At 59.5% G+C, this 24,871-nt stretch carries 29 protein-coding genes; 18 read left to right on the top strand and 11 right to left on the bottom strand.

The genetic code is table 11. The annotated features are described in order from the left end of the window. Window positions 1-9 precede the first annotated feature (9 nt). The 5 genes from FHT86_RS22000 (at window position 10) to FHT86_RS21980 (ending at window position 4,435) form a co-directional block, all read left to right on the top strand. Window positions 10-465 carry a PTS sugar transporter subunit IIA gene (locus tag FHT86_RS22000; protein ID WP_133709860.1) on the top strand — a complete coding sequence of 152 codons (456 nt, stop codon included), beginning with the start codon at window positions 10-12 and terminating at the stop codon, window positions 463-465. A 157-nt stretch (window positions 466-622) separates the two neighbouring features. Beyond that, window positions 623-1,651, top strand: a complete 1,029-nt coding sequence (locus FHT86_RS21995; protein WP_133709600.1) for a sulfate ABC transporter substrate-binding protein — start codon at window positions 623-625, stop codon at window positions 1,649-1,651. A 6-nt stretch (window positions 1,652-1,657) separates the two neighbouring features. Continuing rightward, window positions 1,658-2,515 (top strand): sulfate ABC transporter permease subunit CysT, encoded by an 858-nt coding sequence (gene cysT / locus FHT86_RS21990; RefSeq protein ID WP_133709599.1) that lies wholly within the window; start codon window positions 1,658-1,660, stop codon window positions 2,513-2,515. Further along, complete coding sequence (gene cysW, locus FHT86_RS21985; RefSeq protein ID WP_133709598.1) at window positions 2,505-3,377, top strand: sulfate ABC transporter permease subunit CysW; 873 nt, start codon at window positions 2,505-2,507, stop codon at window positions 3,375-3,377. Before cysT ends, cysW begins: the two co-directional genes overlap by 11 nt. An 11-nt stretch (window positions 3,378-3,388) precedes the next feature. Next, the gene (locus FHT86_RS21980; RefSeq protein ID WP_133709597.1) at window positions 3,389-4,435 is read left to right on the top strand and encodes a sulfate/molybdate ABC transporter ATP-binding protein; all 1,047 of its coding nucleotides are present in this window, start codon (window positions 3,389-3,391) and stop codon (window positions 4,433-4,435) included. Between the two features lie 42 nt (window positions 4,436-4,477). Here FHT86_RS21980 and FHT86_RS21975 read toward each other — a convergent pair whose 3' ends face one another. After that, the gene (locus FHT86_RS21975) at window positions 4,478-5,275 is read right to left on the bottom strand and encodes an NAD(P)-dependent oxidoreductase (protein ID WP_133709596.1); all 798 of its coding nucleotides are present in this window, start codon (window positions 5,273-5,275) and stop codon (window positions 4,478-4,480) included. 104 nt (window positions 5,276-5,379) lie between these two features. Between FHT86_RS21975 and FHT86_RS21970 the strand changes: the two genes are divergently transcribed. The 3 genes from FHT86_RS21970 (at window position 5,380) to FHT86_RS21960 (ending at window position 8,252) form a co-directional block, all read left to right on the top strand. Further along, window positions 5,380-6,129, top strand: a complete 750-nt coding sequence (locus tag FHT86_RS21970) for a FadR/GntR family transcriptional regulator (protein ID WP_133709595.1) — start codon at window positions 5,380-5,382, stop codon at window positions 6,127-6,129. A gap of 87 nt (window positions 6,130-6,216) precedes the next feature. Next, on the top strand, window positions 6,217-7,122 hold the full coding sequence (gene kdgD / locus FHT86_RS21965; protein ID WP_133709594.1) for a 5-dehydro-4-deoxyglucarate dehydratase: 906 nt from the start codon (window positions 6,217-6,219) through the stop codon (window positions 7,120-7,122). After that, the gene (locus FHT86_RS21960; RefSeq protein ID WP_133709593.1) at window positions 7,119-8,252 is read left to right on the top strand and encodes a mandelate racemase/muconate lactonizing enzyme family protein; all 1,134 of its coding nucleotides are present in this window, start codon (window positions 7,119-7,121) and stop codon (window positions 8,250-8,252) included. Before kdgD ends, FHT86_RS21960 begins: the two co-directional genes overlap by 4 nt. 119 nt (window positions 8,253-8,371) lie before the next feature. Here FHT86_RS21960 and FHT86_RS21955 read toward each other — a convergent pair whose 3' ends face one another. From FHT86_RS21955 to FHT86_RS21945, 3 genes are all read right to left on the bottom strand, one after another. After that, window positions 8,372-9,133 (bottom strand): histidine phosphatase family protein, encoded by a 762-nt coding sequence (locus FHT86_RS21955; RefSeq protein ID WP_133709592.1) that lies wholly within the window; start codon window positions 9,131-9,133, stop codon window positions 8,372-8,374. Window positions 9,134-9,284: 151 nt separating this feature from the next. Further along, window positions 9,285-10,124, bottom strand: a complete 840-nt coding sequence (locus FHT86_RS21950) for an endonuclease/exonuclease/phosphatase family protein (protein ID WP_133709591.1) — start codon at window positions 10,122-10,124, stop codon at window positions 9,285-9,287. Window positions 10,125-10,248: 124 nt separating this feature from the next. Next, complete coding sequence (locus FHT86_RS21945; RefSeq protein WP_133709590.1) at window positions 10,249-11,712, bottom strand: phospholipase D-like domain-containing protein; 1,464 nt, start codon at window positions 11,710-11,712, stop codon at window positions 10,249-10,251. 347 nt (window positions 11,713-12,059) lie between these two features. Between FHT86_RS21945 and FHT86_RS21940 the strand changes: the two genes are divergently transcribed. From FHT86_RS21940 to FHT86_RS21915, 6 genes are all read left to right on the top strand, one after another. Beyond that, window positions 12,060-12,320, top strand: coding sequence for a DUF2934 domain-containing protein (locus FHT86_RS21940; protein WP_133709589.1), 261 nt, complete (start codon window positions 12,060-12,062; stop codon window positions 12,318-12,320). Window positions 12,321-12,574: 254 nt separating this feature from the next. Further along, entirely contained in the window at window positions 12,575-12,727 is a 153-nt protein-coding gene (locus FHT86_RS21935; RefSeq protein WP_166656897.1) for a hypothetical protein, read from the top strand. A 78-nt stretch (window positions 12,728-12,805) separates the two neighbouring features. Further along, window positions 12,806-13,120: a plasmid stabilization protein gene (locus FHT86_RS21930; protein ID WP_133709588.1), complete on the top strand. Its 315-nt coding sequence runs from the start codon at window positions 12,806-12,808 to the stop codon at window positions 13,118-13,120. Window positions 13,121-13,148: 28 nt separating this feature from the next. Further along, window positions 13,149-13,439: a DUF3175 domain-containing protein gene (locus FHT86_RS21925; RefSeq protein WP_133709587.1), complete on the top strand. Its 291-nt coding sequence runs from the start codon at window positions 13,149-13,151 to the stop codon at window positions 13,437-13,439. Between the two features lie 33 nt (window positions 13,440-13,472). Beyond that, a complete protein-coding gene (locus FHT86_RS21920; RefSeq protein WP_133709586.1) occupies window positions 13,473-14,210 on the top strand; it encodes a glutathione S-transferase in 738 nt (245 codons plus the stop codon). Then, window positions 14,207-14,791: a methyltransferase family protein gene (locus tag FHT86_RS21915; protein ID WP_133709585.1), complete on the top strand. Its 585-nt coding sequence runs from the start codon at window positions 14,207-14,209 to the stop codon at window positions 14,789-14,791. Before FHT86_RS21920 ends, FHT86_RS21915 begins: the two co-directional genes overlap by 4 nt. Here the strand turns inward: FHT86_RS21915 and ligD are convergent. The 5 genes from ligD to FHT86_RS21890 all read right to left on the bottom strand — a co-directional run bounded on the left by ligD (window position 14,788) and on the right by FHT86_RS21890 (window position 19,561). Then, window positions 14,788-15,672 carry a non-homologous end-joining DNA ligase gene (ligD, locus tag FHT86_RS21910; protein ID WP_133709584.1) on the bottom strand — a complete coding sequence of 295 codons (885 nt, stop codon included), beginning with the start codon at window positions 15,670-15,672 and terminating at the stop codon, window positions 14,788-14,790. The genes FHT86_RS21915 and ligD overlap by 4 nt on opposite strands. A gap of 100 nt (window positions 15,673-15,772) precedes the next feature. Further along, complete coding sequence (locus FHT86_RS21905; RefSeq protein ID WP_133709583.1) at window positions 15,773-16,567, bottom strand: SDR family NAD(P)-dependent oxidoreductase; 795 nt, start codon at window positions 16,565-16,567, stop codon at window positions 15,773-15,775. Between the two features lie 156 nt (window positions 16,568-16,723). Then, window positions 16,724-17,929 (bottom strand): 3-oxoadipyl-CoA thiolase, encoded by a 1,206-nt coding sequence (gene pcaF / locus FHT86_RS21900; RefSeq protein ID WP_133709582.1) that lies wholly within the window; start codon window positions 17,927-17,929, stop codon window positions 16,724-16,726. Beyond that, window positions 17,929-18,699, bottom strand: a complete 771-nt coding sequence (locus FHT86_RS21895; RefSeq protein WP_133709581.1) for a CoA-transferase subunit beta — start codon at window positions 18,697-18,699, stop codon at window positions 17,929-17,931. Before FHT86_RS21895 ends, pcaF begins: the two co-directional genes overlap by 1 nt. Before the next feature lie 10 nt (window positions 18,700-18,709). After that, a complete protein-coding gene (locus FHT86_RS21890; protein WP_133709580.1) occupies window positions 18,710-19,561 on the bottom strand; it encodes a CoA transferase subunit A in 852 nt (283 codons plus the stop codon). Window positions 19,562-19,692: 131 nt separating this feature from the next. Here FHT86_RS21890 and FHT86_RS21885 point away from each other — a divergent pair, with 131 nt between their 5' ends. Beyond that, the gene (locus FHT86_RS21885) at window positions 19,693-20,448 is read left to right on the top strand and encodes an IclR family transcriptional regulator (RefSeq protein WP_133709579.1); all 756 of its coding nucleotides are present in this window, start codon (window positions 19,693-19,695) and stop codon (window positions 20,446-20,448) included. 6 nt (window positions 20,449-20,454) lie between these two features. On the opposite strand, the gene FHT86_RS21880 is transcribed toward FHT86_RS21885, so the two are convergent. Then, window positions 20,455-21,342, bottom strand: coding sequence for a helix-turn-helix domain-containing protein (locus FHT86_RS21880; RefSeq protein WP_133709578.1), 888 nt, complete (start codon window positions 21,340-21,342; stop codon window positions 20,455-20,457). Window positions 21,343-21,454: 112 nt separating this feature from the next. Here FHT86_RS21880 and pobA point away from each other — a divergent pair, with 112 nt between their 5' ends. Continuing rightward, window positions 21,455-22,627 carry a 4-hydroxybenzoate 3-monooxygenase gene (gene pobA, locus FHT86_RS21875; protein ID WP_133709577.1) on the top strand — a complete coding sequence of 391 codons (1,173 nt, stop codon included), beginning with the start codon at window positions 21,455-21,457 and terminating at the stop codon, window positions 22,625-22,627. Between the two features lie 6 nt (window positions 22,628-22,633). Here the strand turns inward: pobA and pcaQ are convergent, their stop codons facing one another. Then, window positions 22,634-23,560, bottom strand: coding sequence for a pca operon transcription factor PcaQ (gene pcaQ / locus FHT86_RS21870; protein WP_133709576.1), 927 nt, complete (start codon window positions 23,558-23,560; stop codon window positions 22,634-22,636). A 93-nt stretch (window positions 23,561-23,653) separates the two neighbouring features. Here pcaQ and pcaD point away from each other — a divergent pair, with 93 nt between their 5' ends. Continuing rightward, window positions 23,654-24,463, top strand: a complete 810-nt coding sequence (pcaD, locus tag FHT86_RS21865) for a 3-oxoadipate enol-lactonase (protein ID WP_133709575.1) — start codon at window positions 23,654-23,656, stop codon at window positions 24,461-24,463. Then, window positions 24,460-24,864, top strand: a complete 405-nt coding sequence (gene pcaC / locus FHT86_RS21860) for a 4-carboxymuconolactone decarboxylase (protein ID WP_133709574.1) — start codon at window positions 24,460-24,462, stop codon at window positions 24,862-24,864. The genes pcaD and pcaC overlap by 4 nt, the downstream gene beginning before the upstream one ends. Window positions 24,865-24,871 lie beyond the last annotated feature (7 nt).

The following is a 24,871-nucleotide window of genomic DNA, read 5'->3' as shown; positions in this document are numbered from 1 at the left end:
AGAATGACCATGGACCTTTCCACCATCATCCTGCCCGAGCATGTCTTCGTCGGCCTTTCAGCGCCGACCAAGTGGCGGGCCTTGCAGAGTCTGTCGTCGAAAGCGGCTCATTGCCTCGGCCTTGATGAAGGCTCGGTTCTGCGGGCGCTGGAGGCACGGGAAAAGCTTGGGACGACCGGAATCGGCAACGGCATCGCCGTTCCGCATGCGGCAATTGCGGGGATGACGAGACCGCGAGGGCTGATGGTCCGCTTCGGCCATCCCGTCGATTTCGAGGCGATCGACGACGTTCCAACCGACCTGGCCTTCGTCCTGCTCTTCGCTGAAAATGGCCGCAGCGAATATCTGAATGTGCTCGCCGCCATCGCCAGGCGGCTTAGAACGGAAGGCGTGTTGACCGCAATGCGCCAGGCAAAAAGCGCCGACGAACTCTACTCCGTTTTCATGTCCGCCTCGATCTGCTGACGCGGCATGGGTTGGCCGCGGCCAAAGTGCGAGAATGCGATTTCACTTTCCTTGATTCTATGGGATGCCGTTCTATGTAATCGCCTCTGACGGGAACAATCTTCGTTACTTTATACGACCAAGTTGATAGAGTTTAAGAACAACGAAGGAGGTCACCATGCAGACGATAAAGCTTTCGCGGCTTCTCGCCGCCGCAGTTCTCATCGGCGGTTTTTCGCTTACGGCAGTTGCGCCAACATGGGCCGCGGATAAGACGCTTCTCAACGTTTCCTACGATCCGACACGCGAATTGTACAAGGATTTCAACGCAGCCTTTGCCGCGAAGTGGAAGAAGGATACGGGTGAAACCCTCAACATCAAGGCTTCGCATGGTGGCTCAGGCGCACAGGCCCGTTCGGTCATCGACGGTCTTGACGCCGATGTCGTGACGTTGGCACTGGAAGGTGACATCGACGCCATCGCCAAGGCGACCAAGAAGATTCCCGCCGACTGGAAGACCAAGTTCCCGAACAGCAGTGTTCCCTATACCTCGACCATCGTCTTCCTGGTGCGCAAGGGCAATCCAAAGGGCATCAAGGATTGGTCGGACTTGGTCAAGAACGATGTCCAGGTGATCACGCCGAACCCGAAGACCTCGGGCGGTGCTCGCTGGAACATCCTGGCAGCCTGGGCATGGGCCAAGCAGGCAAACGGCGGCGATGACGCCAAGGCGCAGGAATATGTGACGCAGTTGTTGAAGCACGTGCCGGTGCTCGATACCGGTGCCCGCGGCGCGACCACGACGTTTGTTCAGCGCGGCCTCGGCGACGTTCTGCTCGCCTGGGAAAATGAGGCTTATCTTTCGCTCGAAGAGCTCGGCCCCGATAAATTCGAGATCGTGACGCCCTCTGTTTCAATCCGTGCCGACCCGCCGGTCGCAGTCGTCGACGGCAATGTCGACACCAAGGGCACCCGCAAGGTTGCCGAGGCCTATCTGAACTACCTGTATTCCGATGAGGGTCAGAAGATCGCCGCCAAGCACTACTACCGGCCGATCAAGCCGGAAGCGGCCGATCCTAAGGATATTGCCCGGTTCCCGACTTTGAAGCTTGCAACGATTGACGATTTCGGTGGATGGTCCCAAGCTCAGCCGAAGTTCTTCGATGATGGTGGCATCTTCGACCAGATGTACAAGCCGGGACAATAATTCTGAATGCATGTAATAACCCGCAAACGGTGGCGGTTTCGGCAGCCGAGTGTCATTCCGGGCTTCGGATTGGCGCTCGGCGTTACCTTGACTTGGCTCATCCTAATCGTTCTCATCCCGCTCTCGGGATTGCTGTGGAAGAGCAGCTCTCTCGGCTGGTCCAAGTTTTGGGCCATTGCGCTTGATATCCGCACGCTTTACGCACTCCGCATGAGTTTCGGCGGTGCGTTCATCGCCGCCATCGTCAATGCCGTATTTGGACTGATCCTTGCCTGGGTGCTGGTGCGTTACCGCTTTCCCGGCAAGCGCATCATCGACGCTATGGTCGACCTGCCTTTCGCCTTGCCGACAGCGGTCGCGGGCATTGCGTTGACGACGCTTTACGCGCCGAACGGCTGGATCGGGCAGTTTCTTGCGCCACTTGGCATCACGATCGCTTTCACGCCTGCCGGCATCATCATCGCGTTGATTTTCGTTGGCCTGCCCTTCGTCGTGCGAACGGCGCAGCCGGTCATGGAAGAGATTGACCGTGAAGTGGAAGAAGCCGCGGCGACACTTGGCGCAAACCGTTTCCAGACGATCACCCGCGTTCTGCTGCCCGGCCTGGCTCCTGCGGCCTTGACCGGTTTCGCTCTGGCTTTCGCGCGTGCGGCCGGCGAATACGGCTCGGTGATCTTCATCGCTGGCAACAAGCCCTATGTCTCCGAAATCGCCCCATTGCTCATTGTCATCCGGCTTGAGGAATATAATTACGCGGCAGCGACGGCGATCGCGACCATGATGCTGATCATCTCCTTCGTCATGCTGCTGATCATCAACCTCACTCAATCCTGGAGCAGAAAGAGGTACGGCTATGGCGCATGATGCCGTTTCCTCATCCGACGCGGTTCATTCCGTCATCACCGAGAGCAAGCTCGCGCGATGGATCTTCGTCATCATTTCGCTCGCTTTCCTGGCGTTGATGGTGCTGATGCCGCTTGCCGCCGTCTTTGTCGAAGCGTTCCGCAAGGGTGCTGAAGAGTTCTTCAGCGCCTTAGTGGATGAAGAGACCTTTGCCGCCATCCGGTTGACCCTGATCGTTGCCGGCATCAGTGTACCGCTGAACCTTGTCTGCGGAGTTGCCGCCGCCTGGGCGATCGCCAAGTTCGAGTTCAAGGGCAAGGCGTTCCTGACGACGCTGATCGATTTGCCGTTCTCCGTGTCGCCGGTCATATCGGGCCTAGTCTTCGTGCTCCTGTTCAGCTCAAACAGTGTCCTCGGGCCGTGGCTGCAGAGCCATGGCGTCCAGATCTTGTTTGCGGTTCCCGGCCTTGTTCTGGCGACAATGTTCGTCACCTTCCCCTTCGTTGCCCGCGAATTGATCCCGCTGATGCAGGAGCAGGGAAACGCGGACGAAGAGGCAGCATTGTCGCTCGGCGCCAATGGCTGGCAGACCTTCTGGCATGTGACATTGCCGAACATCAAATGGGGACTGCTTTACGGCGTTCTCCTTTGCAATGCCCGTGCCATGGGCGAATTCGGTGCCGTGTCGGTTGTCTCCGGCCATATTCGCGGCGAAACCAACACCATGCCGTTGCAGGTCGAAATTCTCTATAATGAATATAATTTCTCGGGAGCTTTCGCGGTTGCTACGCTTCTCGCCTTGCTTGCCCTTGTAACGCTTATACTGAAGACGCTGCTGGAAATGCGCTATAGCGAAGAGATCGCAGCCAGCCGGCGTCACTGAAGGAATTGTTAATGGAAGTTCGCGTTCAAAATCTGCGCAAGGAATTCGGTCGCTTTCCCGCGTTGCATGACGTCTCCCTGGATATCCGCTCTAGTGAACTTATCGCCCTCCTCGGCCCATCCGGCTCAGGCAAGACGACGCTGCTGCGTCTGATCGCCGGATTGGAATCGCCGACCGAGGGTCAGATTTTCTTCGGTGACGAGGATGCGTCGAAGAAGACAGTCCAGCAGCGCAACATCGGCTTCGTGTTTCAGCATTATGCGCTGTTCCGTCATATGACGGTGCTGGATAATATCGCCTTCGGCCTGAAGGTCCGCACAGCGTCGCGCCGCCCTCCCCGCGCCGAAATCCATCGTCGTGCTGTTGAGCTACTTGAATTGGTGCAGCTCAATGGCCTCGAGAAGCGCTATCCGGCACAGTTGTCCGGCGGCCAGCGGCAGCGCGTGGCGCTCGCGCGTGCCATGGCGGTCGAGCCGAATGTGCTGCTTCTGGACGAACCCTTCGGCGCACTCGACGCGCAGGTACGCAAGGATTTGCGCAAATGGCTGCGCGAAATCCACGACCGTACCGGCCACACCACCGTTTTCGTGACCCATGATCAGGAAGAGGCGCTGGAGCTGGCCGACCGTGTCGTCGTTCTCAACAAGGGCGCGATCGAGCAGGTCGGCACGCCGGACGAGATCTACGACACGCCGAATTCGCCCTTCGTCTATGGTTTCATCGGACAGTCGAACCGGGTGAAGGTGCGCATTTCCAACGGCGAAATCTGGTTCGAGGACCGGCCTCTCGGGCTCAGCACACCGCATGAGCCTGACGGCGAGGCCTATCTCTATTTTCGCCCGCACGATATCGAGCTTCGCGACGGCGATGGCAGCTGCATCGCCGGATTACTGACCTCCAGCCGCCGTGTTGCCGGCACCCGCCATATCGAATTGGATATCGGCGCCAGTCATGACCATATCGAAATCGAGCTGCCGCCGGACAAAGCCGGCGCGCTTGGCCGCAACCGCATCGCTTTCAGGCCGACGCGCTGGAGATTGTTCCGAAACGGCGACTGAGAGTTTGCGAGCGGATCGCCGTTCCGGCAGTTCTGGCCCCTCTCAGTCTTCCGGATGGCCGGCTGCGGCAAAACCACCGCCCTGAAAGATGACAGCCGGGTCATTCGGGTCTTCCGGCGAGGCGTTCGCCAGCACTTCCGCGCGCCAGGGCGAGGAGCTGTCCTGTGGCTTCCAACCAAGGAAGCCGGCGTTGCGGTTGTCCCACCATTGTTCGTCATTATCCGAGACGCCGTAAACGATCGTGTGGCCGAGCCGAGGGGTCTCGAAGGCACGGCTGCAGAGCGTCATCAGATCGCGGGCGCTGAACCATGTCGCCAGCATGCGCGGATTGCGTGGCTCTGGGAAACAGGAGCCGATGCGCACCGACAATGTCTCCTGCCCGAACTTATCGAAATAAAGGCTCGCCAGGGCTTCGCCGTAGACCTTCGAGACCCCGTAGAGCGAATCCGGACGTGTCGGTACGGCGCTGTCGATGCGCTCGTCGCGGCGATAGTAGCCAATCGTATGGTTGGAGCTGGCAAAGACGATGCGCGGCTTGCCGGCGGCGCGGGCGGCTTCGTAGAGATTGTAAAGGCCGACGATATTGCCCTGAAGGATCAGATCGAAGGGCTTTTCCAAAGAGATCCCGCCAAGATGGATAATGCCGTCGACGCCTGTGACCAGTGCCTCGACGCCGCTACGATCGGCGAGATCGCAGGCAACGAAGCGTTCGTTCGGACGCAAATCGTTGATCGAGGTAATATCCGAGAGCACGACGGCCTCGGCGATCTGCGAAAGAAGTGGCCTCAGCGCTTGGCCAACGCCGCCGGCAGCACCCGTCATCAGCAGAGTTTTCAGCATGGTTTTCTCCCATATCGGTATCATCGAAGCGGAACTTATAATATGGGCTTCCGCTCGTCATCATATATCTGTAATCTCCATGGTCGAAACATGGGGATGTCGGAATGCCGCGGGATGCAGCGATCAAGATTGGGGAGCGTGACGAACGGCCGGCGGGCCGGCGCAACCTGGTGGATGTCGTCGGTCAGCAACTGCGACAGGAGATTCTCGGCGGCGCCCTGAAGCCCGGCGAAAAGTTGCCGAGCGAAAGCGGCCTTACAGAACAATATAAGGTCAGTCGCACCGTCATTCGCGAGGCGATCGCCTCGATGCGCGCCGATGGGCTGGTCGAGGTGCGCCACGGCGTCGGCGTGTTCGTCCGCAATGCCAGACCCTTCCCTGCTGCCGGCTTGCTGGGCACCGATACCGGACGGATCTCCTCCATCATCGAGATGCTGGAGCTGCGCGCTGCAGTGGAAACAGAAGCCGCGGGCCTCGCAGCAGCTCGCCGTTCGCCGGCACAGGACGAGGCGATCATCGAGCGTTTTGAGGATATCGATCGCGCCATGGAACGCGGTATTGCGACGTCGGAGGCCGATTTTGCATTTCATCTCGCCATTGCCGACGCCACCAACAATCCTCGCTTCCGCGAGTTTCTGGAATTGACCGGCAGAAAGATGATTCCCCGCTCCTTTCTTCAGGATCAGCCGGACGAAATTGCCTCTGCCGACTATATGGCGCAGATCCAGACCGAGCATCGACGTATCGCTGAAGCCATATCGGATCGCGATGAACACGCCGCACGCGAGGCAATGCGGCTGCATCTGAAAGGCAGTCAGCAGCGCTACCGCAACTTGATCCGAAAGAGTTCCTGAATATAGACATATGATAACTGATTGACTGTCGTCATATGTCATTTATGATCCCATTAATTTAAATGGATTTGGAGGATCCTCGTGTCCATGGACCCGTTAGCTCTCAAGGCCGCGCTCGGCGCCGGGCTCTTGTCTTTTCCTGTGACGCCGTTCGGCAGGGACGGTAGTTTCAATCGCAATGCCTATGGCGATCACGTCGGCTGGCTTTCGGGCTTCAAAGCCAGCGTGCTTTTCGCGGCCGGCGGCACCGGCGAATTCTTCTCACTGGCACCGGATGAAATCCCTGCCATCGTCAGCGCTGCAAAGGCGGCTGCCGGCGATACGCCCATCGTCGCAGGCTGCGGCTATGGCACGCGCATCGCCGTCCAGATCGCGCAATCGGCGGAGAAAGCCGGTGCAGACGGGGTCCTGCTTCTGCCGCACTACCTGATCGAAGCGCCGCAGGACGGCATGTTCCAGCATATCAAGGCGGTCTGCGATGCCGTTTCGATCGGCGTCATGGTCTACAATCGCGACAATTCGATCCTGACGGCCGAAACGCTCGCCCGCCTCTGCGATGCCTGCCCGAACCTCGTCGGCTTCAAGGACGGTTCCGGCGACATCGGCCTGGTGCGCAAGATCACTGCGACGATGGGCGAGCGGCTGACCTATCTCGGCGGCATGCCGACGGCCGAACTTTTCGCCGACGCCTATCTCGGCGCCGGTGTGACCACCTATTCCTCGGCCGTTTTCAATTTCGTGCCGGCCTTGGCGCAGAATTTCTACAAGGCGCTGCGCGCCGGGGAGACGGCGACGACCAACAAGCTGCTGGTCGATTTCTTCTATCCCTTCATGAACATCCGCAACCGTCAGAAGGGCTATGCTGTGTCGGCCATCAAGGCCGGCGTCCGGTTGCTTGGTTTCGATGCTGGTTCGGTTCGCCCACCGCTGACCGACCTGACCGAACAGGAAGTCGCCATGCTCGATGATCTGATCAGGCCGTACCGCCCATGAAAATCTCCGCTGTCCACACCCATCTGCTCGACCATAAACTGGATCACGCCTTCGAAAGCGCCTCCATGCGTTTCGATCGTCGCCAACATTGCCTTGTCGAAATCGTCTGTAATGACGGCACGATAGGCTGGGGCGAATGCCTCGGCCCGGCCGGCCCGAACGCCGCCGTCGTGAAAGCCTATACCCCTCGCCTTCTCGGCCGCGATCCCCGCGACACGGAAATCATCTGGCTCGAACTCTACAATCTCCTGCGAGACCAGGGCCAGCGCGGGCTGACGGTGACGGCGTTAAGCGGCATCGATATCGCACTTTGGGATATCAAGGGCAAACACTACGGCACCTCGGTGTCGCGCCTGCTCGGCGGCCGCTTCCGGGAGGATGTGAAGGCCTACGCAACCGGCTCCTTCCGCAAGGATGGTGTCGATCCGGTCTCCGATATTGCCGCTGAAACCGCCGCCTATGTCGCGCAGGGCTTCCATGCGGTGAAGATCAAGATCGGCTTCGATGTCGATCAGGATATCGCCGTCATCCGCGCCGTGCGCGAGGCGATCGGTCCGGATATCCGGCTAATGATCGATGCCAACCATGGCTATGACGCGCTGGAAGCCTGCACGGTCGGCAAGGCCGTTGCGGAATACGGTGTCGATTGGTTCGAAGAACCCGTCATCCCCGAGCAGCTCAGCGCCTATCGTGCGGTGCGCGCCGGCCAGCCTATCCCGGTTGCGGGCGGCGAGACCTGGCACGGCCGCTTCGGCATGCGCGAGCCGCTGGAAACCCGCGCCGTCGATATCATCCAGCCGGACATTTGCGGCACTGGCGGCTTCAGCGAAATGCGCAGGATCGCCGATATGGCTGCCATCAACGGCGTTCGCCTCGTCCCGCATGTTTGGGGAACTGGTGTCGCCATCGCTGCCGGTCTGCAGTTCATCGCCGCCCTGCCCCCGGACCCGCCGCGCCGCAATGGCCGGCCGCCGATCCTGGAATTCGACCGCACGCACAATCCGTTCCGCCAGGCCGTTCTGACAAAACCGCTGGACCATGTGAACGGCGTCGTCGCCATCCCAGACGGCCCCGGTCTCGGCATTGAAATCAACCGCGATGCGCTGGAGCAATACCGGTTGCGGGATTGAGTCAGATAGACTCCTTGGAATTTCTGGCATTTGCGGCGAACGCTATCCGCACCGTCCGTGGCCCAAAACAGCCCGTTTTGGGTCACGCCAGGCTGAACGGGCGGCCGTGCTGGAGCCGACTACTGAATGGATCTATCGTTCGGCTCTTGGCGTGCTGACGGCTCTGAACCATAAGCATCGCGCAATTCGCTCTCCTGTCCTTTTACCCGATCGGCGGCCTTATGGATCAGGATTGACCTATAACCGTCAGTGGCCGTTCCCTCGATCAAGGTGACATCTGCATTTCCTGGATTGTCCGAGCGCTCGAACCAATCGACGGGATGGTGCAGAAAATTCATTTCGAACGCCCTGTTGGTGACGCCGTGGCCAACAATGATCACATTGTTTCTGCCATGCCTGGCCTCGTGCATGACGGTCTGAAGGAACAGGCGAACCCGCTGCGCCACATCCGCCCTGCTCTCGCCGTCTGGAGGTCTCGCGTAGAATTTCCCGTTGTTGTTGCGCAGTCTGGCCCATTTTTCGAATTCTTCGGGAAATTTCCGCCTCTGTTCGGCATGGTCGTAGATTTCGGTAAAGAGACCGAAATCCTGCTCCCGCAACAAATAATCCTCCCGAACCTCCGCAACCAACTCGCCTGGCAAGGCCTCAAGCAGGGCATCCTTGCTCTGTCGCGTCCTCAAATAAGGCGAGTACCAGATACTTAGTTTCAGCGGTTCAGCGCTTGGAAATCCTTCCAGATAGGACGCGATCAGACGTCCGGCTTCCAGCACCTGCTGATAACCCCACCGCGTCAATGGGACATTGTGATCACCGAACTGCCGGTAGGCCTGGTCACTGATGTTGCCAAGGGATTCGCCGTGTCGAACGAGAAAGATGTGCATCGACAGTCCGTGTTGTCTGATCTGAAATCGAAGTCATCATGAATGTGAAGTGCACCGCGCGCAACGTATTGGGCTGCGTGCACGCAGATGACCTCGCGCGATGGATTTGGATATGAACAGACCAATTTGATTTAACGCAATATTTCCGATTTCAAGCGGATTGGGCGCGCGCTTCTGTTTCGGCCCTGAGTGACTCCAGACTGACGACTGCCTTGATCGGCAGATGATCCGACGCGACGCGGGCCAATGGCGAGTCATGGACTTCCACAGTCGAGATCAGCCCGCTGCGATTGGCCATGATGCGGTCCAGCGCCAGAAGCGGCAGGGTGGACGGAAAGCTCGGGACTGCCGGCGGCAGCGGACCGAAAGCGGCCTGGAAGGTATTGAGCGACGAGCGGTCGCCGAGCCGCCATTCGTTGAGATCGCCGAGGAGGATGGTCGGTGTGTCGTTGTCGCTGCTCATCAAATCGACGATCAGACGTGCCTGCTGCGCGCGCGAGCTGTGCAACAATCCGAGATGCGCCGCGATGATCCTCAGCGCTCCGCCGCGGGCCAGTTCGATTTCAGCAAGCAGTGCGCCGCGCGGCTCGAGGCCCGGCAGGTTGATCTGGTGCACATCGCGCACCGTGCCCTGTTTGAACAGCACGACATTGCCATGCCAGCCATGCGCTTTGGTGGCACCGGCCACCGGGACGGGAATAAGGCCGGTTTCACGCTCAAGCCGGCGCAAGTCAAGAAGGCCCGTGCGCTCGCCGAAGCGGGTGTCGGCCTCCTGCAGGCCGATGACGTCGGCGTCGATTTCATGGATGACTCGGCTGACCCGCTCCGGATCGAAGCGGCGGTCGGCGCCGACACATTTGTGGACATTGTAGGAGGCAATCAATGTGCCTTCCGGACGTGTCCGTTCTCCGGCATGCGTTGCCCGCGACTTCTTTCTATTCTTCAAGGTCTCGAAAATGCTTGCACGGAGACTTTCGTTCTTTTTCCGCATCTGTCCGTCGACCGTTTCCGTTGTCAAAGCCCGCCGAGCTACGTCTTCAGGAGTATATGAAGTGATTGCCGACCTTGTCATGTGAAAAGGCTTGTCTGTAGAAAGATGTATTGCGCCACTTTGTTCAGAGATAGGGTGAACCGAGCCACAGAATTTTTTCGATTAGGCGGACGATGAAGGGGCGCGCGCGGAGCTTGCCAAGCTCGACCGGGGTGGCCGTTTCCAGGATTGCGCCGATACGCGCGTCTATCGTGCTGGCGAAGCCGCGGTCCATAACCTCCAGGTCGACCTCGAAGTTTAGTCGCAGGGAGCGCGGGTCCAGATTGGAAGAGCCGACATAGGCCCAGGTGCCATCGATCGTCAGCAGCTTCGAATGATTGAAAGGGCCGTCGGCGCGCCAGATGCGGCAATAATCCTTCAGCATCTGATCGAACTGCGCGGTCATTGCACGGTCGACAAGAACAAGATTGTTGGCGGCTGGCACGATGACATCCACTTCGACACCGCGTCTCGCCGCTGTCACCAGCGCACTGATCAATTCGCGATCCGGCAGGAAATAAGGCGACATGATGCGGATGGAGGTGCGGGCGACCGAGAATGCGCCGATCAGCATTTTGTGGTTCGTCTCGACGCTGCGGTCGGGTCCGGAGGCAATGACGCGCATGAAGACCGGCGCGCCAGGCTCGTTCGCCGGCGTTGCGATTCGCCAATGATCGCCGCTCAGCCCCTCGCCGGTGGCAAAACGCCAGTCCTCGGCCGCAGTGTTGAAGAGATCGGCGACGGCGGGGCCGGTGACGCAGAAATGCGTGTCGCGGGCGCAATGGTTACTGGCGAATTCCCTCGTGAAACCCTGGCGGATATTCATGCCGCCGGTAAAGGCGATGCGGCCGTCGATGGCCAAGATCTTGCGGTGGGTGCGCAGGTTGGCATAGGGCAGCCTGAGACCCATGATCACATTGCCGTTGAAGACGTCCATCTGCACACCGCCTTCTCTCAGATACCCCATGATGCTCGGTACTGAATAGCGGGCGCCGACGGCGTCGATCAGCACGCGGACGCTGACATCGCGTTTGACGGCCTCTATCAGCGAGTCGGCGATGCGCAGCCCGATTGGATCCCGATCGAAAATATAAGTTTCGAGCAGGATACTGCGTTCAGCGCCGTCGATGGCGGCCTTCATCGCGGCATAGGCGGCATCGCCGCTCTCCAGCATTTCGATGGTGTTGCCGGTGCTCATCGGATAGCGCGCCACACGGTCGCCAAGCGTCTTCATCGATCCGAAGCGCTCGCCAAAGTTTCTGCGCACGATATCGCCCTGCGCGTCGAAGGTGGCGAGCGCGCCCGTCGCGTCCTTCTGGAAGAGGACATTGCGCTGTGAACTCAGCGATGCCCGGCGGATGCGGTTGATGCCGGCCACGGCATAGAGCAGCGCCCCGACGATGGGCGACAGGATGATGACGCCGACCCAGCCGATGGCTGCGCGAACCTCCTCCTTGGTCATCGCCGCATGAATGGCGGCTACAGCCCCCATGGCGATGGACAGGACAGCGAGGATTTGGCCCCAATGGGCAATCACTAGGTCGAACATGCGGGGAGTATAACTTTGCCCGTGAAAGCTGCAATCGATCGTAGCCTCTATTTCCGGTCCGTTCGAAAGAAGGCTGTGTGGAAAGGCTGTGTATTAGATATTTTTAATTGAACGGCGGTCGCGCTGTCGTCATATTGGCGGTTCGGTCGCTTCGCTATCGTCCGTCATGGTACACCGCATTTTTCGTGCGAAGCGCCTGCCGCAGCTCGAGCGCTGAGACATGGAGAGTTTTCTTCATGGCCCATCAGAGCGGGCATACCGGCTGCTCGGGAAGGCCTGAAAGCCCGCGTTCTGAGAACGGGCATTTTTTCATCAACCATGTTCGATCATGCGAACGGAGGACAGCAATGTTGGAATCCCGGGACGAATGGATCAAGAAGCGCGCCTATGCCATCTGGGAGGAGGAAGGATATCCTTCCGGCCGTGATACGGTTCACTGGGAACAGGCGAGCAGTGAGCGCATTGCGCTTGAGAAAAGTGCCCGCAACGGCGAGAAGATCGACGTCACACCCAAGGCAAAGCGCAAGGCGGCCGCTGCCATGGCTGCGGCGGTCAGCGACACGGCGACGAAACGGGCGTCGAAAAAGGCTCCCAACGCGAAGATTTGACGTGAGCTTTGCGGCTGAAGATACGACCGGCCCGATGTTGAATATCGGGCCGATGTCTTATAGTGCCTTGCCGTCGAAAATTCGCGAGAATTTCAGCAAATTGCGCGTCTCGCGGGAATAGATGTCACACATCAATGGTATTGGGCGAAGGGGGAGCTTCGCCATGAACAAGAATCCGATGGATAACGTTGAAGTCTTTGTTTTGCCTGTTGCGGTGGCAGATCGCCGCTACATGGCTAAGCCGATGTGATTTCATGACATCGCTCTTTGTCCTCGCAATCCTTTATCTCTTTGCGGCGCTGGTTTTGATCCTCATCATCGACCGCTCCGTCGGCATTATGTTTCCTGCGTCGGCTGATGATGCGCGCGCCGTGGCGAGTCAGCCTTTTCCGGACATCTCGAACTGATTGCTGTCTTCCCCATAAAATCGGAACTTTTTCCGTGGCGATGGGTTGGGTTTCTCATGTCCAATAAGGAGAGAGATCATGCCAAGAGGAGATAAATCCGCCTACACCGACAAGCAGAAGCGCAAGGCCGAGCATATTGAGGAAAGCTACGAAAGCCGCGGGGTTTCCGATGAAGAAGCCGAGCGTCGGGCCTGGGCGACCGTCAACAAGGAAAGCGGCGGCGGCAAAAAATCCGGTTCCGGCCGAGGCCATACTGAAAGCCACGCATCCTCGGAAAAAGGCGGACGTATCGGGGGCAAGGCCTCCGCGAACCGCCCCGCAAGCGAACGTTCGGCATCGGCAAAGAAGGCTGCGGCGACGCGCAAGCGCAACGAGCAACGTGCTCACCACTAACGACGTATTTTGAGGAAAGGAGTCTGCCCTGGCCCGGTCCCAAAAGAAGAAATGGTCACACGAGGTGACCGAGAACAGCGATGCCTTGGATCTGAAAAACGGCATCTTCAAATCACAAGATCCCAAGGCCATTGCCGATTCCCTCAAGCATTCGGCAGAAGCGAGCAATCGCCGCAAGTCCAGTCCCTTCCGTTCTGCAATGTCGATGCTAAGTTTCTACATCAATCGCGCCGGCAGCCATCTCGGCAAGCGGCAGAAGCAGACGCTCGAAGCCGCCAAGGATGAGCTGCGCAAGGATTTTGGTCGCGAGCCGAAATAGCCGTGACGGTATATGGGACGGAAGGATTTTTGAATGCCTTATGAGCTTTACTATTGGGACAGCATCCAGGGCCGCGGCGAGTTTGTGCGTCTGGCGCTCGAAGAAGCCGGTGCCGGCTATATCGACGTCTGCCGCGGTCTGGCGAGCGAGGGTCAAGGCGTTCATGCCATGATAGCGATGATGAAGAGCAAATCCGAGCCGCATATTCCGCTGGCTCCGCCTTTCCTGAAAGATGGCGATCTCGTCATCTCTCATGTCGCTAATATCCTGATGTATCTCGGTCCAAAATTTGGTCTTACGCCAGAGGATCAGGGGCTGCGTCATGTCGTGAACGGCCTGCAATTGACGATTACCGATCTCGTTGCCGAAGTGCACGATACGCACCACCCGATCGCCACCTCGAAATATTACGAGGAGCAGAAGGAAGAGGCCAAGGCCCGCGCCGCCGAGTTCATCGATAACCGCATGCCGAAATTTCTCGGCTATTTCGAGCGTGTCCTGCGACAAAATCCGCAAGGGCCGGCGCACATATTCGGCGATCGGCTGACCTATGTCGATCTGTCGTTGTTCCAGGTGTTCGAAGGACTGCGTTACGCCTTCCCTCGGGCGACAGCGCATCTGGCCACCCAGTACCCGCATCTGACGGCTCTGCATGATGCCGTCGAGAAACGGCCGAACATCGCCCGCTATCTCAAATCCGAGCGCCGCATTCCCTTCAACAAGGATGGTATCTTCCGGCACTATCCCGAGTTGGATAAGAACGCGGCATGAGCGAAGCAACATTGCTGGCCCTGTTCCTGCCGGTCTGCTGGGGCATCTGGGCATTGATCTGGTTTGCCGCATCGTTCCGCGTCAAGAAGACGACGCGGAGCGAGGATCCGTTGTCGCGGCTATCGAACACTGCACCCATCTGGATCGGCGCTTTTCTGCTGGCGGTGCGGCCATCCTGGCTCGGCCCCCTCTCGTTCCAGCTCGTGCCGCAAAATCTGACTTATTACGGCGTTGGTGCGGCGCTGACCGTCATCGGCCTCGCCTTCGCCGTCTGGGCGCGTTATCACCTCGGCCGCAATTGGAGCGGCGTGATCACCGTTAAGGAGGATCACGCGCTGATCCGCACCGGCCCATACGCGATCGTTCGCCATCCGATCTATTCCGGCCTGCTGCTTGCCATCATCGGCTCAGCGCTTGCCCGCGGCCATATCGGTGCGATGCTTGCGATCGCGTTCATGCTCTATGCCGTTCTGCGTCGTGTCCGCATCGAGGAGCGCTGGATGAGCGAGACATTCGGTCAGGCCTATGCAGACTACAAAGCCAAGACCCCGGCGCTGGTGCCATTCGTCGCGTATGGCTAGCTTTTCAGTGGCTCAGCCGCTTCGAAGAAATCGGTCCAGGGATCGGCGGATCGTTCGCCCAGCCGCGGTGCGGCATTTTTTACCGTGAATGAAGATGGGCCGGTGCGGTCGGTCAATTCGTCCCATGCGAGTGGCATCGAAATCGCCGCCCCCGGCCTCGCGCGCGTCGAATAGGGCGCGACGGCAGTGTTGCCGCGGCCATTGCGCAGATAGTCGATGAAGATGTGGCCGACCCGTTTCGCCTTTGCGGCGACGGAGAGATATTTTTCGGGATTGTCGGCGCTCATGCCGTCCGCGATCGCTTCGGCGGCAGCTTTGACATCCGGCCACGTCGCCTTCGGTTTGAGAGGGGCCACGACATGCAATCCCTTGCCGCCTGACGTCTTGACGAAGGAGGCAAGGCCCAAAGCCAGGAACCGTTCCTTTATTTCCTTCGCCGCCATAATGACCGCACTCCAGGCAACATCCTCGCTGGGGTCTAGGTCCATGATGATCATGTCCGGCTTTTCCCAGTGCGCCGTCGTCGTGCCCCAGGGATGGATTTCGAGGGCGGCGGATTGGGCCAACGCAACAAGGCCGTCGAAATCCCTGATCCGCAACAGTTTTTCACCATCCTTGTCCTCGGGATCGACAATCTCTTCAATATGCGGATTGATGCCCTTCCATGCATGCTTCTGGAAGAAACGCGGCCCCTTTATGCCATCCGGGCAGCGCAGCAGCGCTAGGGGCCGGTCGATGACGAAGGGCGCCATGCGCCGCCAGGCAAGCGCGTAATAATCGACAAGATCCTGTTTGCTGACGCCATCATCGGGCCAATAGATCCGCTCCGGATGCGTCAATTGCACGGAGGTCTCAAGATCCTGAGTGGGCGTCTTTGCCATGCCGCGTACGCTCCATCGTAGATGTTCACGTCGTTCTAAACGACTGCGCCGGGCAAAGGTTACCATTGCCCGGCGCAAAAAGTCGATTGCCGGCTCTCCGTCACGGCATCAGTTGGCCGCCATTGACCTCGATGACCTGGCCGGTGATGTAGCCGGAAAGGGTCGGCGAAGCGAGGAAGAGATAGGCGCCGACACAATCCTCCGAGGTGCCGACAAAGCCCATCGGGATGGTCTTGCGCTGCAGTTCCATCTGCTCTTCGTTGGTATAGCGCTCATGGAAGGGCGTGGCGATGACGCCCGGCGCCACGGCATTGACACGGATCTTGTCGGCGACGAATTCCTTGGCGTGGCCATGGGTGATGGTCGAAACGAAGCCCTTGGATGCCGCGTAGAGGATCGCGCCATTGCCGCCGCCGTTGCGGGCGGCAATCGAGGTGGTGTTGATGATGAAGCCACCCTGCTTCTTGAGATATGGATGTGCGGCACGGGTCGCAGCAAGGACCGAGCGGGCGTTGAGGTTCATCACGCGCTCATAGTGTTCATCTGACATCGCCGAGGTAGGCACGCGGCCGAGCATGCCACCGGCATTGTTCACCAAGCCGTCGAGGCCGCCGAAAGCCTCCGCCGTCTCGTTGACGACGCGTTCGGTCTCGCCATCCTTGGAAACGTCACCCTGGATCAGATGCACTTGGCCGCCACCGGCAGTGATCTCGGCTGCCAGCTTTTCGGCCGGCTCCCGGCTGGCGTTGAAGTGGATTCCGACCTTCATGCCTTGCTGGGCAAAAGCGCGGGCGAGGGCCGCACCGATGCCGGTCGATGCGCCTGTTATCAACACCCGCTTGCCGGCGAGATCGGGAATACGGATGGAAGCGAGTAGTTGCGCGAGTTCTGCCATGACAGCTCCTCCTGAATGTCAAAAACCTAAGGGATTAAAGCAATTGGCATTGGTAATATCAGTCAAAACCGCGATCAGGCAATGCATGCAGCGCAAACAAAAGGGGGACGGCCGGGAAAAATCCCGGCCGTCGCCCGTCAAATTCCTGTGATGCTGTCAGACCCGCTCGAGCGCGATCGCGATGCCCTGGCCGACACCGATGCACATGGTCGAGAGCGAATAGCGGCCGCCGGTCTCCTTCAGTTCCAATGCCGCCGTGCCGGTGATGCGAGCGCCGGACATGCCGAGTGGATGGCCGAGCGAGATGGCGCCGCCATTGCGATTGACACGGGCATCGTCGTCGGCGATGCCGAGCTCGCGCAGCACGGCAAGGCCCTGCGAGGCGAAGGCTTCGTTGAGCTCGATCACATCGAACTGCTCTTGCTTTAAGCCGAGGCGAGACATCAGCTTGCGCGATGCCGGGATCGGGCCGATGCCCATGATACGCGGCGGCACCCCGGCGGCAGCCCCGCCGAGGATGCGGGCGATCGGCGTTAGGCCATATTTCTTCGCCGCAGCTTCCGAAGCGATGATCAGCGCTGCGGCGCCGTCATTAACACCGGAGGCGTTGCCGGCAGTCACTGTACCGCCCTCCTTCTTGAAGGGAGTGCCGAGCTTTGCCAGCGCTTCCATCGTCGTTGCGCGGGGGTGTTCGTCCTTGCCAACGATGATGGCATCGCCCTTGCGCTGAGGAATGGTCACAGCCGTGATCTCCTTGGCGAGACGACCATTTTCCTGCGCGGCCGCAGCTTTGGCCTGCGAGCGGACCGCGAAGGCGTCCTGATCCTCGCGGCTGACCTTGTAATCCTCGGCGACATTCTCGCCGGTTTCCGGCATGGAATCAACGCCATATTGCTTTTTCATCAGAGGATTAATGAAGCGCCAGCCGATGGTGGTGTCATAGATTTCTGCGTTGCGGGAAAAGGCGCTGTCGGCCTTCGGAATGACGAAGGGCGCACGCGACATGCTCTCGACGCCACCGGCGATCATCAGCTCAGCCTCGCCCGAGCGAATGGCACGCGCCGCAGTGATGACGGCATCCATGCCGGAGCCGCACAGGCGGTTGATCGTCGTGCCCGAGACCGAAACCGGCAAGCCGGCGAGCAATGCCGCCATACGGGCGACGTTTCTGTTATCCTCGCCTGCCTGGTTGGCGCAGCCATAGACCACGTCGTCGACTGCTTCCCAATCGATGGAACCATTGCGCGCGATCAGCGCCTTCAGGGGCACTGCGCCGAGATCGTCGGCGCGGACGGAGGAGAGCGAACCGCCGAAACGGCCGATCGGCGTGCGGATGTAGTCACAGATAAAGGCTTCGTTCATCAGGCTGCCTCATGTGCTTTCTTGGTACGCGCATTGATATCGCGCAGAACGGAGAGTTCGGTTTCGGTGGGCACCGGTGTCTCGATCACCTCGTCGGCAAACTTGATCGCCCAGCCGCAATTCTCCGATATCTGCTCCCGGGTGACACCCTTGTGGATCGAAACAACGGTCAGCTCCCTGGTTACCGGATCAGGCTCGAGAATGCAGAGATCGGTGATAACCCGAGTCGGGCCTTTCGTCTTCATGCCAAGTCGCTCGCGATGATTGCCGCCCTCACCGTGGCCCATCGAGGTGATGAAGGGCAGCTTTTCGACAAAGCCGCGTTTGGAAAGCGCCATGGTGATGAAGATCTGGCCGCAATTGCTGGCAATTTCCGGCGCCCCGCCCCCGCCCGGCAGACGGACTTTCGGGTGATCGTAAGGACCGACGACGGTGGTGTTCAGATTGGCGAATTTGTCGATCTGCGCGCCACCGAGGAAACCGGTGGTGATGCGCCCGCCCTGCAGCCAGTAGCGGAACATCTCGGGCACCGACACGGTGAAGAGCGCGGTATCACAAAGCTCGCCATCGCCGATCGAGAGCGGCAGCACATCCGGCTTGGTGCCGACCGTGCCGCTTTCGTAGATGAGGGTAATGTCAGGCGCATGCGTCAACCGCGCGACGTTGCAGGCAGCCGACGGCGCGCCGATGCCGACGAAGCAGACGTCGTCATTGGTGAGCGCGCGGGCGGCGGCTATGGTCATCATTTCCGTGGGGGTGAAATCCGTCATGTGTGCCTCCTCACGCCGCGGTCTTTTTTGCATATTTGGCGAAATCTTCCGGCCCAGCCTCCATGACATTCTCCTTGATCCAGGCCTGGAAGCTGTTGCGATCGCGGGCAATTTCATCCCAGGCGATATAGAATGCGTTCGAGCGGGCGTAATAGCCCTGCGCATAGGAAGGGAAGGCCCCGCCCGGCACATGCGCCACCGAGGTCACGGCCCAGGTGGGCAGCACGACGGAATTCGGCGATGGCGGGTTCAGTTCGTCGACGATCTCCTCTACGGTGACGATCGAGCGCTTGGCAGCAAGCACCGCCTCCTTCTGCACGCCAACAATGCCTTCGAGCAAGACATTGCCCTTCCGGTCGGCACGCAGCGCGTGAATGATCGTGACATCCGGGCGGATCGCAGGAACGGCGGCGAGCACCTCGCCGGTGAAGGGGCAGTTTACACTTCTGATGTTCGGATTGACCTTCGGCAGGTCGGCTCCGATATAGCCGCGCAGCATGGCAAACGGCAGGTTTGCCGCACCCGCCTCATAGGCATTGGCCATCGCCGCATGCGAATGTTCCTCGATCTCCAGCGCCCTCGGCCATTGGTTTTCGACGGCATCGCGGAAACGATGCAGCGAGCCGACGCCGGGATTGCCGCCCCAGGAAAATTTCATCCCACGCGCCGCTCCCACTCCGATCAACTGATCGTAGAGAATGTCCGGCGTCATGCGGATCAGATAGAGATCCTTCTTGCCCTGGCGGATGACTTCATGCCCAGCGGCATAGGGGATCAGATGGGTAAACCCCTCCATGGCGACGCTATCGCCATCTCGCACATTTTCCGCCACCGCTTCCGAAAGCGATACGATCTTCGCCATAGGGCCTCCCAAAAATATTCCATGTCTGTAGACGCAAATAAGCGCCTCCGAGCGACCGTCGTCAAATATTTTGTGCGATATTTGACTTTTGTTCGTATATCGCACAAAATACCTCGACTTGGAGGGAGACAATGCGTGAAACCGATTTCGTAAGTGGTTTTGCCAAGGGTTTGAAAACGATCGAAGCTTTCGGTGAAACACGCCAGAAGCTGTCGATCGCCGAGGCAGCGAAGCTGACGGGGCTCGATCGCGCCACGGTGCGCCGCTCACTGCTGACGCTCGCCGAACTCGGCTATGCGGACTACGACGGAAAATTCTTCGCGCTGACGCCGAAGATCCTGCGGCTTGGCCATGCCTATCTCTCGGCAACGCCGCTTCCGACAATCATCCAGCCCTATCTCGACCAGCTTGCGGAGCGCGCCGGTCACAACGCCTCGGCTTCGGTGCTGGACGGCACTGAAATCGTCTATATTGCCCGAGCGTCACAACGCCGGGTGATGTCGATCAATCTCACACCCGGTAGCCGCCTGCCCGCCTATTGCGCCTCCATGGGCCGCGTCCTGCTGAGTGCCTTGCCGGAAAACGAGGCGCGCGCCGTGCTTGCCCGCACGGAGCTCAAGGCCAACACGCCGAACACCAAGACGGATCCGGAGGCGTTGATGGCCGAATTTCGCCGGGTGCGGGCTCAGGGTTACGCCGTTATCGACCAGGAACTGGAAATCGGCCTCTGCTCCATCGCCGTTCCGGTGGAGAACGATCGCGGGCAGACAGTTGCAGCCATCAACATCGGCGCGCCGGCGGCCTATGTTGCCGCTGCCGATATGGCGGAACGTTATCTGCCGCTGCTGCGGGAAACCCAGAGGATGTTGCGGCCGGTTCTGCGCTAAGCCGAGTTACATTCCAAGCTTCGCGCGTTCGGCAATGCGCCAGGCACGTGGGGTTTCGCCCGTTTGCTTCAGGAAGAAGCGAGAGAAATAGGTAGGATCGGTAAAGCCCAGGCGAAAGCTGATCTCCTGCACGCTGCCGAAGGTAAAGACCAGCTCGCGCTTGGCCTCATCGACCAGCTTGCGAGCGATCAGCTCGTGTGCGCCATGGCCGGTTTTGCCGCGCACGATGCGGTTGAGATGTGTCGGCGAGATGCCGAGCGCTTCGGCATAAAAGGCCGCGGGCTTGTGTGAGCGGAAATGCTGCTGAATGAGGCCATACAGCGTCTCCATCCGCCGCTCACTTTCATCGGGCGCACCCTGACCTTCGCCCCCGTGTTGGGAAAGGCGCGCGGTCAAAAGCAGTGCCGAGGTAAGATAGGCTTCGAGCAGGTCATTGCGACCGCTCCGGCGATCGGCGAACTCGCCCCCGAGCCGTTTCAAGGTCTCAGCAACGTAAGCCGCGTCTTGGTTGTTCATATCCAGTCGCGTCAGATGTGGGGCGGCCAGCCATTCGCCGAGTCGACTGCGGTCGCCAGGCGCTGCCTTGAGATGCGAGATCAATACGGTGATGACGAAGCCGTCGATGTCCCTGGAAAAACGAAAGCCGTGATTGAAGCGCGGCGGGACAGTGATGACCGCTGGCGGCATGATGGCGTGGCTCTCGCCATCAAAGACCGCATCGCCGGAGCCGGCATCTATGTACAAGATCTGAAAGAAGCTCTCGTGGCGATGTGGTCGGATCTCCCAATGATGCAGGCTGCTGCGCGACGGGATTGTTTCGCAATGCAGCCAGAAATCCGGTTTTCTACCTGCAATTTCGCCATAGAGTTCATAGGTTGGCACCGGTTTCGACACGGCTCTTTACCTCCATCATGTTCGATTTGTGCAATTACTTGGACGAAATGTCCATTGTCGGCGCCCTCGCCACCGCGCAGAATTCGGAAAAAGACAAAGCGCGGAGGACATCATGCGCACTCAGGTCGCCATTATCGGGTCGGGTCCCTCCGGCTTGCTTCTGGGTCAGCTGCTCACGGAAGCCGGCATCGATAATGTCATCCTCGATCGCGTCGGTAAGGATCATATCCTCGGCCGGGTCCGTGCCGGCGTTCTGGAGGAAGGCACGGTCGGGTTGATCGACAAGGCGAAATCCGGCGCGCGCCTGCATGCCGAAGGCCTGCCGCATGACGGTTTTTCACTCGCCTTCGACGGCCGCGACCATCGCATCGATCTCCACGGTCTCACCGATGGGAAGCGCGTCATGGTCTACGGCCAGACGGAGCTCACCCGCGATTTGATGACACATCGCGAACAAAGCGGCGCTCCAACGATCTACGATGCCGTCAATGTTCAGCCCCATGATTTCGACGGAAGCGCCCCTTATGTAACCTATGAGAAAGATGGGGTAACACGCCATATTGATTGCGATTTTATCGCTGGATGTGATGGGTTTCATGGTACAAGCCGCAAATCGGTTCCGGAAAGATCGATCCGCAGCTTCGAGAAAATCTATCCTTTTGGCTGGCTCGGCCTGCTCGCCGATGTTCCGCCGGTCAATCACGAACTGATCTATGCCAACCATCCGCGCGGTTTTGCGCTGTGCTCGATGCGTTCGATGACACGCAGCCGCTACTACATACAATGTCCGCTGGATGAGAAAATCGAGAACTGGAGCGACGATCGCTTCTGGGATGAGCTGCGCCGCCGCCTGCCAGTGCACCACGCCGAAGCTCTGATCACCGCGACTTCATTCGAGAAATCGATTGCGCCGCTGCGCTCCTTCGTCGCCGAGCCCATGCGCTTTGGCCACCTGTTTCTGGTCGGCGATGCCGCCCATATCGTGCCGCCGACCGGGGCCAAAGGCCTGAACCTTGCGGCGAGCGATGTTCATTATCTTTTCTCGGGCCTCGCCGAACATTACCAGGATCGCTCCAACGCCGGCCTGGATACGTATTCCACCCATGCGCTCGCTCGCGTCTGGAAGGCCGTGCGCTTCTCCTGGTGGATGACGACGATGATGCATCGATTCCCCAATACCAGCGATTTCGACCAGAAGATCCAAGAGGCAGAACTCGACTATCTCACCCACTCTCGCGCCGCCTCGACGGCTCTCGCGGAGAACTATGTCGGCCTGCCCTACTAAGACGAGCTAGCTCCTTTTTGCCACCTCTTTCGCCGCCTCGCGGATCGTCTGCATCAGGATCGACAGCGGCATGGTGGGGATGGCGTCGGTGCGCATGGTGAGCCCGACGGGGCCTCTCGTTTCGCTGGTGTCGATCGGCAGCAGGTCAAGCAAGCCATCCTTGACATCACTGGCGACGACGCCTGTCGAGATGATCCAAATGGCGTCGCTCGACCGCACGAAGGCGCGGCCGAACGAATCCGATACGGTCTCGATCTGATTCGGCAGGCTGGCGACTCCGTTGGCGATCAGGAAGCTCTCGACGAAAGGCCGGATGATCGAGCCGCGCGTCGGCATCAGGATCGTGTATTTGCCGAGATTGGAAAACAGCGATTGTTTCGCCGCGAGCAGCGGATGCCCTGCCCGCACCGCGAAGACCACCTGTTCGGAATAAAGATGCTCGAAGGAAAAGCCCGTCATCTTGTCGGGACCGGCCAGGCGGCCGACGACGAGATCGAGGTCACCGATGCGCAGTTGCTCCAGCAACACCGCGTTTTCACCGGTGACGATCTTGATGCGGCTCCAGGTCTCTTCCTTTAGAAACAGTTCCATCGCCCGCGGCATGATCCACGTCGAGACTGTCGGCAAGGCACCGATCCGGATCGGCGGCGCTTCGCCGGAACGTTCCTGCGAAATGGAATCGAAGCCCTGTCTGAGCGCAGTCAGCGCCGCCCCGGCATGGCGGAGAAAGACTTCACCATAGCGGGTGATCTTGATGCCGCGCCCGTCGCGTTCGAAAACATCGACGCCCAGCGCCTCTTCCAGTTCCCGGATGGTCTTGGTCACCGCAGGCTGGCTGACATGCAACAACTCCGCCGCCTTGATCACGCTTTTCTGTCGCGCGACCTCGACAAAGGTCTGTAGATGGCGGAATTTGACGCGGGAGTCGATCATGGTTTTCATAACCCCGGAGTTATTGAAAGGCCAGGAAATATCATTTTACCTAACCAGATTAAACCTCCAATCTTGTTGTCGAGGAGATTTCCAGTGCAGTTTGCCCGTATTAACGACGTCACGATCCACTACCAGATCATCGGTGCTGCCGGCGACAAGCCGGTGCTTGTCTTTGCCAATTCACTCGGCACCGATTTCCGTATCTGGCGTGACGTGATCGTGCGGCTCGCGGGCGATTTTGCCATCGTGCTTTACGACAAGCGCGGCCACGGCCTCTCCGATCTCGGCCAGATGCCCTACACGATCGAGGATCATGCCACCGATCTTGCGGGGCTGCTTGACCTGCTTGCTGTGAAGGATGCCATGATCTGCGGCCTCTCGGTTGGCGGCCTGATTGCGCAGTCGCTTTATCAGCGGCGGCCGGATTTGGTGCGGGCGCTGATCCTTTGCGATACGGCCCATAAGATCGGCACCGCCGAGAGCTGGGACAGCCGCATCGCCCAGGTCGAGGCCGAGGGTATCGAACCGATTGCTAACGGCGTGCTCGAGCGCTGGTTCACGCCAGCCTTTCGTCGCCCAGAAAACACTGCCTTTGGTGGCTACCGCAACATGCTGATCCGCCAGCCGGTGGAAGGCTATGTTGCCACCTGTGCCGCTCTTCGGGATGCCGATTTCACTGAGGCGGCGAAAAGGATCGCTGTGCCGACCATCTGCATCGTCGGCGATCAGGATGGCTCGACGTCACCGGAACTGGTGTTGTCGACCGCCAAGCTCATCCCTAATGCGCGTTACGAGGTGATTAAGGACGCAGGGCACATTCCCTGCGTCGAACAGCCCGAGGCACTGACCGCTGTCATCCGCGCTTTCATCGATTTCGCCTTGCATGGAGAAAAACGCCCATGAATGATCCCCTCGCCCCGTCCGAGCGCTACCTACAGGGCATGGCGACGCGACGCGCCGTTCTTGGTGACAGTCATGTCGACCGCACCCAGTCGGGATCGACGGATTTCGACCGGCCGTTCCAGGAGCTGATCACGGAGGCTGCCTGGGGCCACGTCTGGTCGCGCCCGACGCTCAGCAAGCGCGAGCGCTCGATCGTGACGATCGCGCTTTTGGCAGCGCTTGGTCAGGATGACGAGGTGGCGATGCATGTTCGCGCCACGAGCAATACCGGCGCGACACGCGACGATGTGTGCGAGGCGCTACTGCATGTGGCGATCTATGCCGGCGTGCCGGCCGCCAATCACGCGATCAAGATCGCCAAACAGGTTTTCGAACAGATGGACGCCGAAAAGGCGGCTTGAAGCGAGG

The organism is Rhizobium sp. BK313 (assembly GCF_014193655.1).
Classification (GTDB): Bacteria; Pseudomonadota; Alphaproteobacteria; order Rhizobiales; family Rhizobiaceae; genus Rhizobium.
Note: the sequence above shows the minus strand (reverse complement) of the source record. Positions and strands in the feature narration are given on the sequence as shown.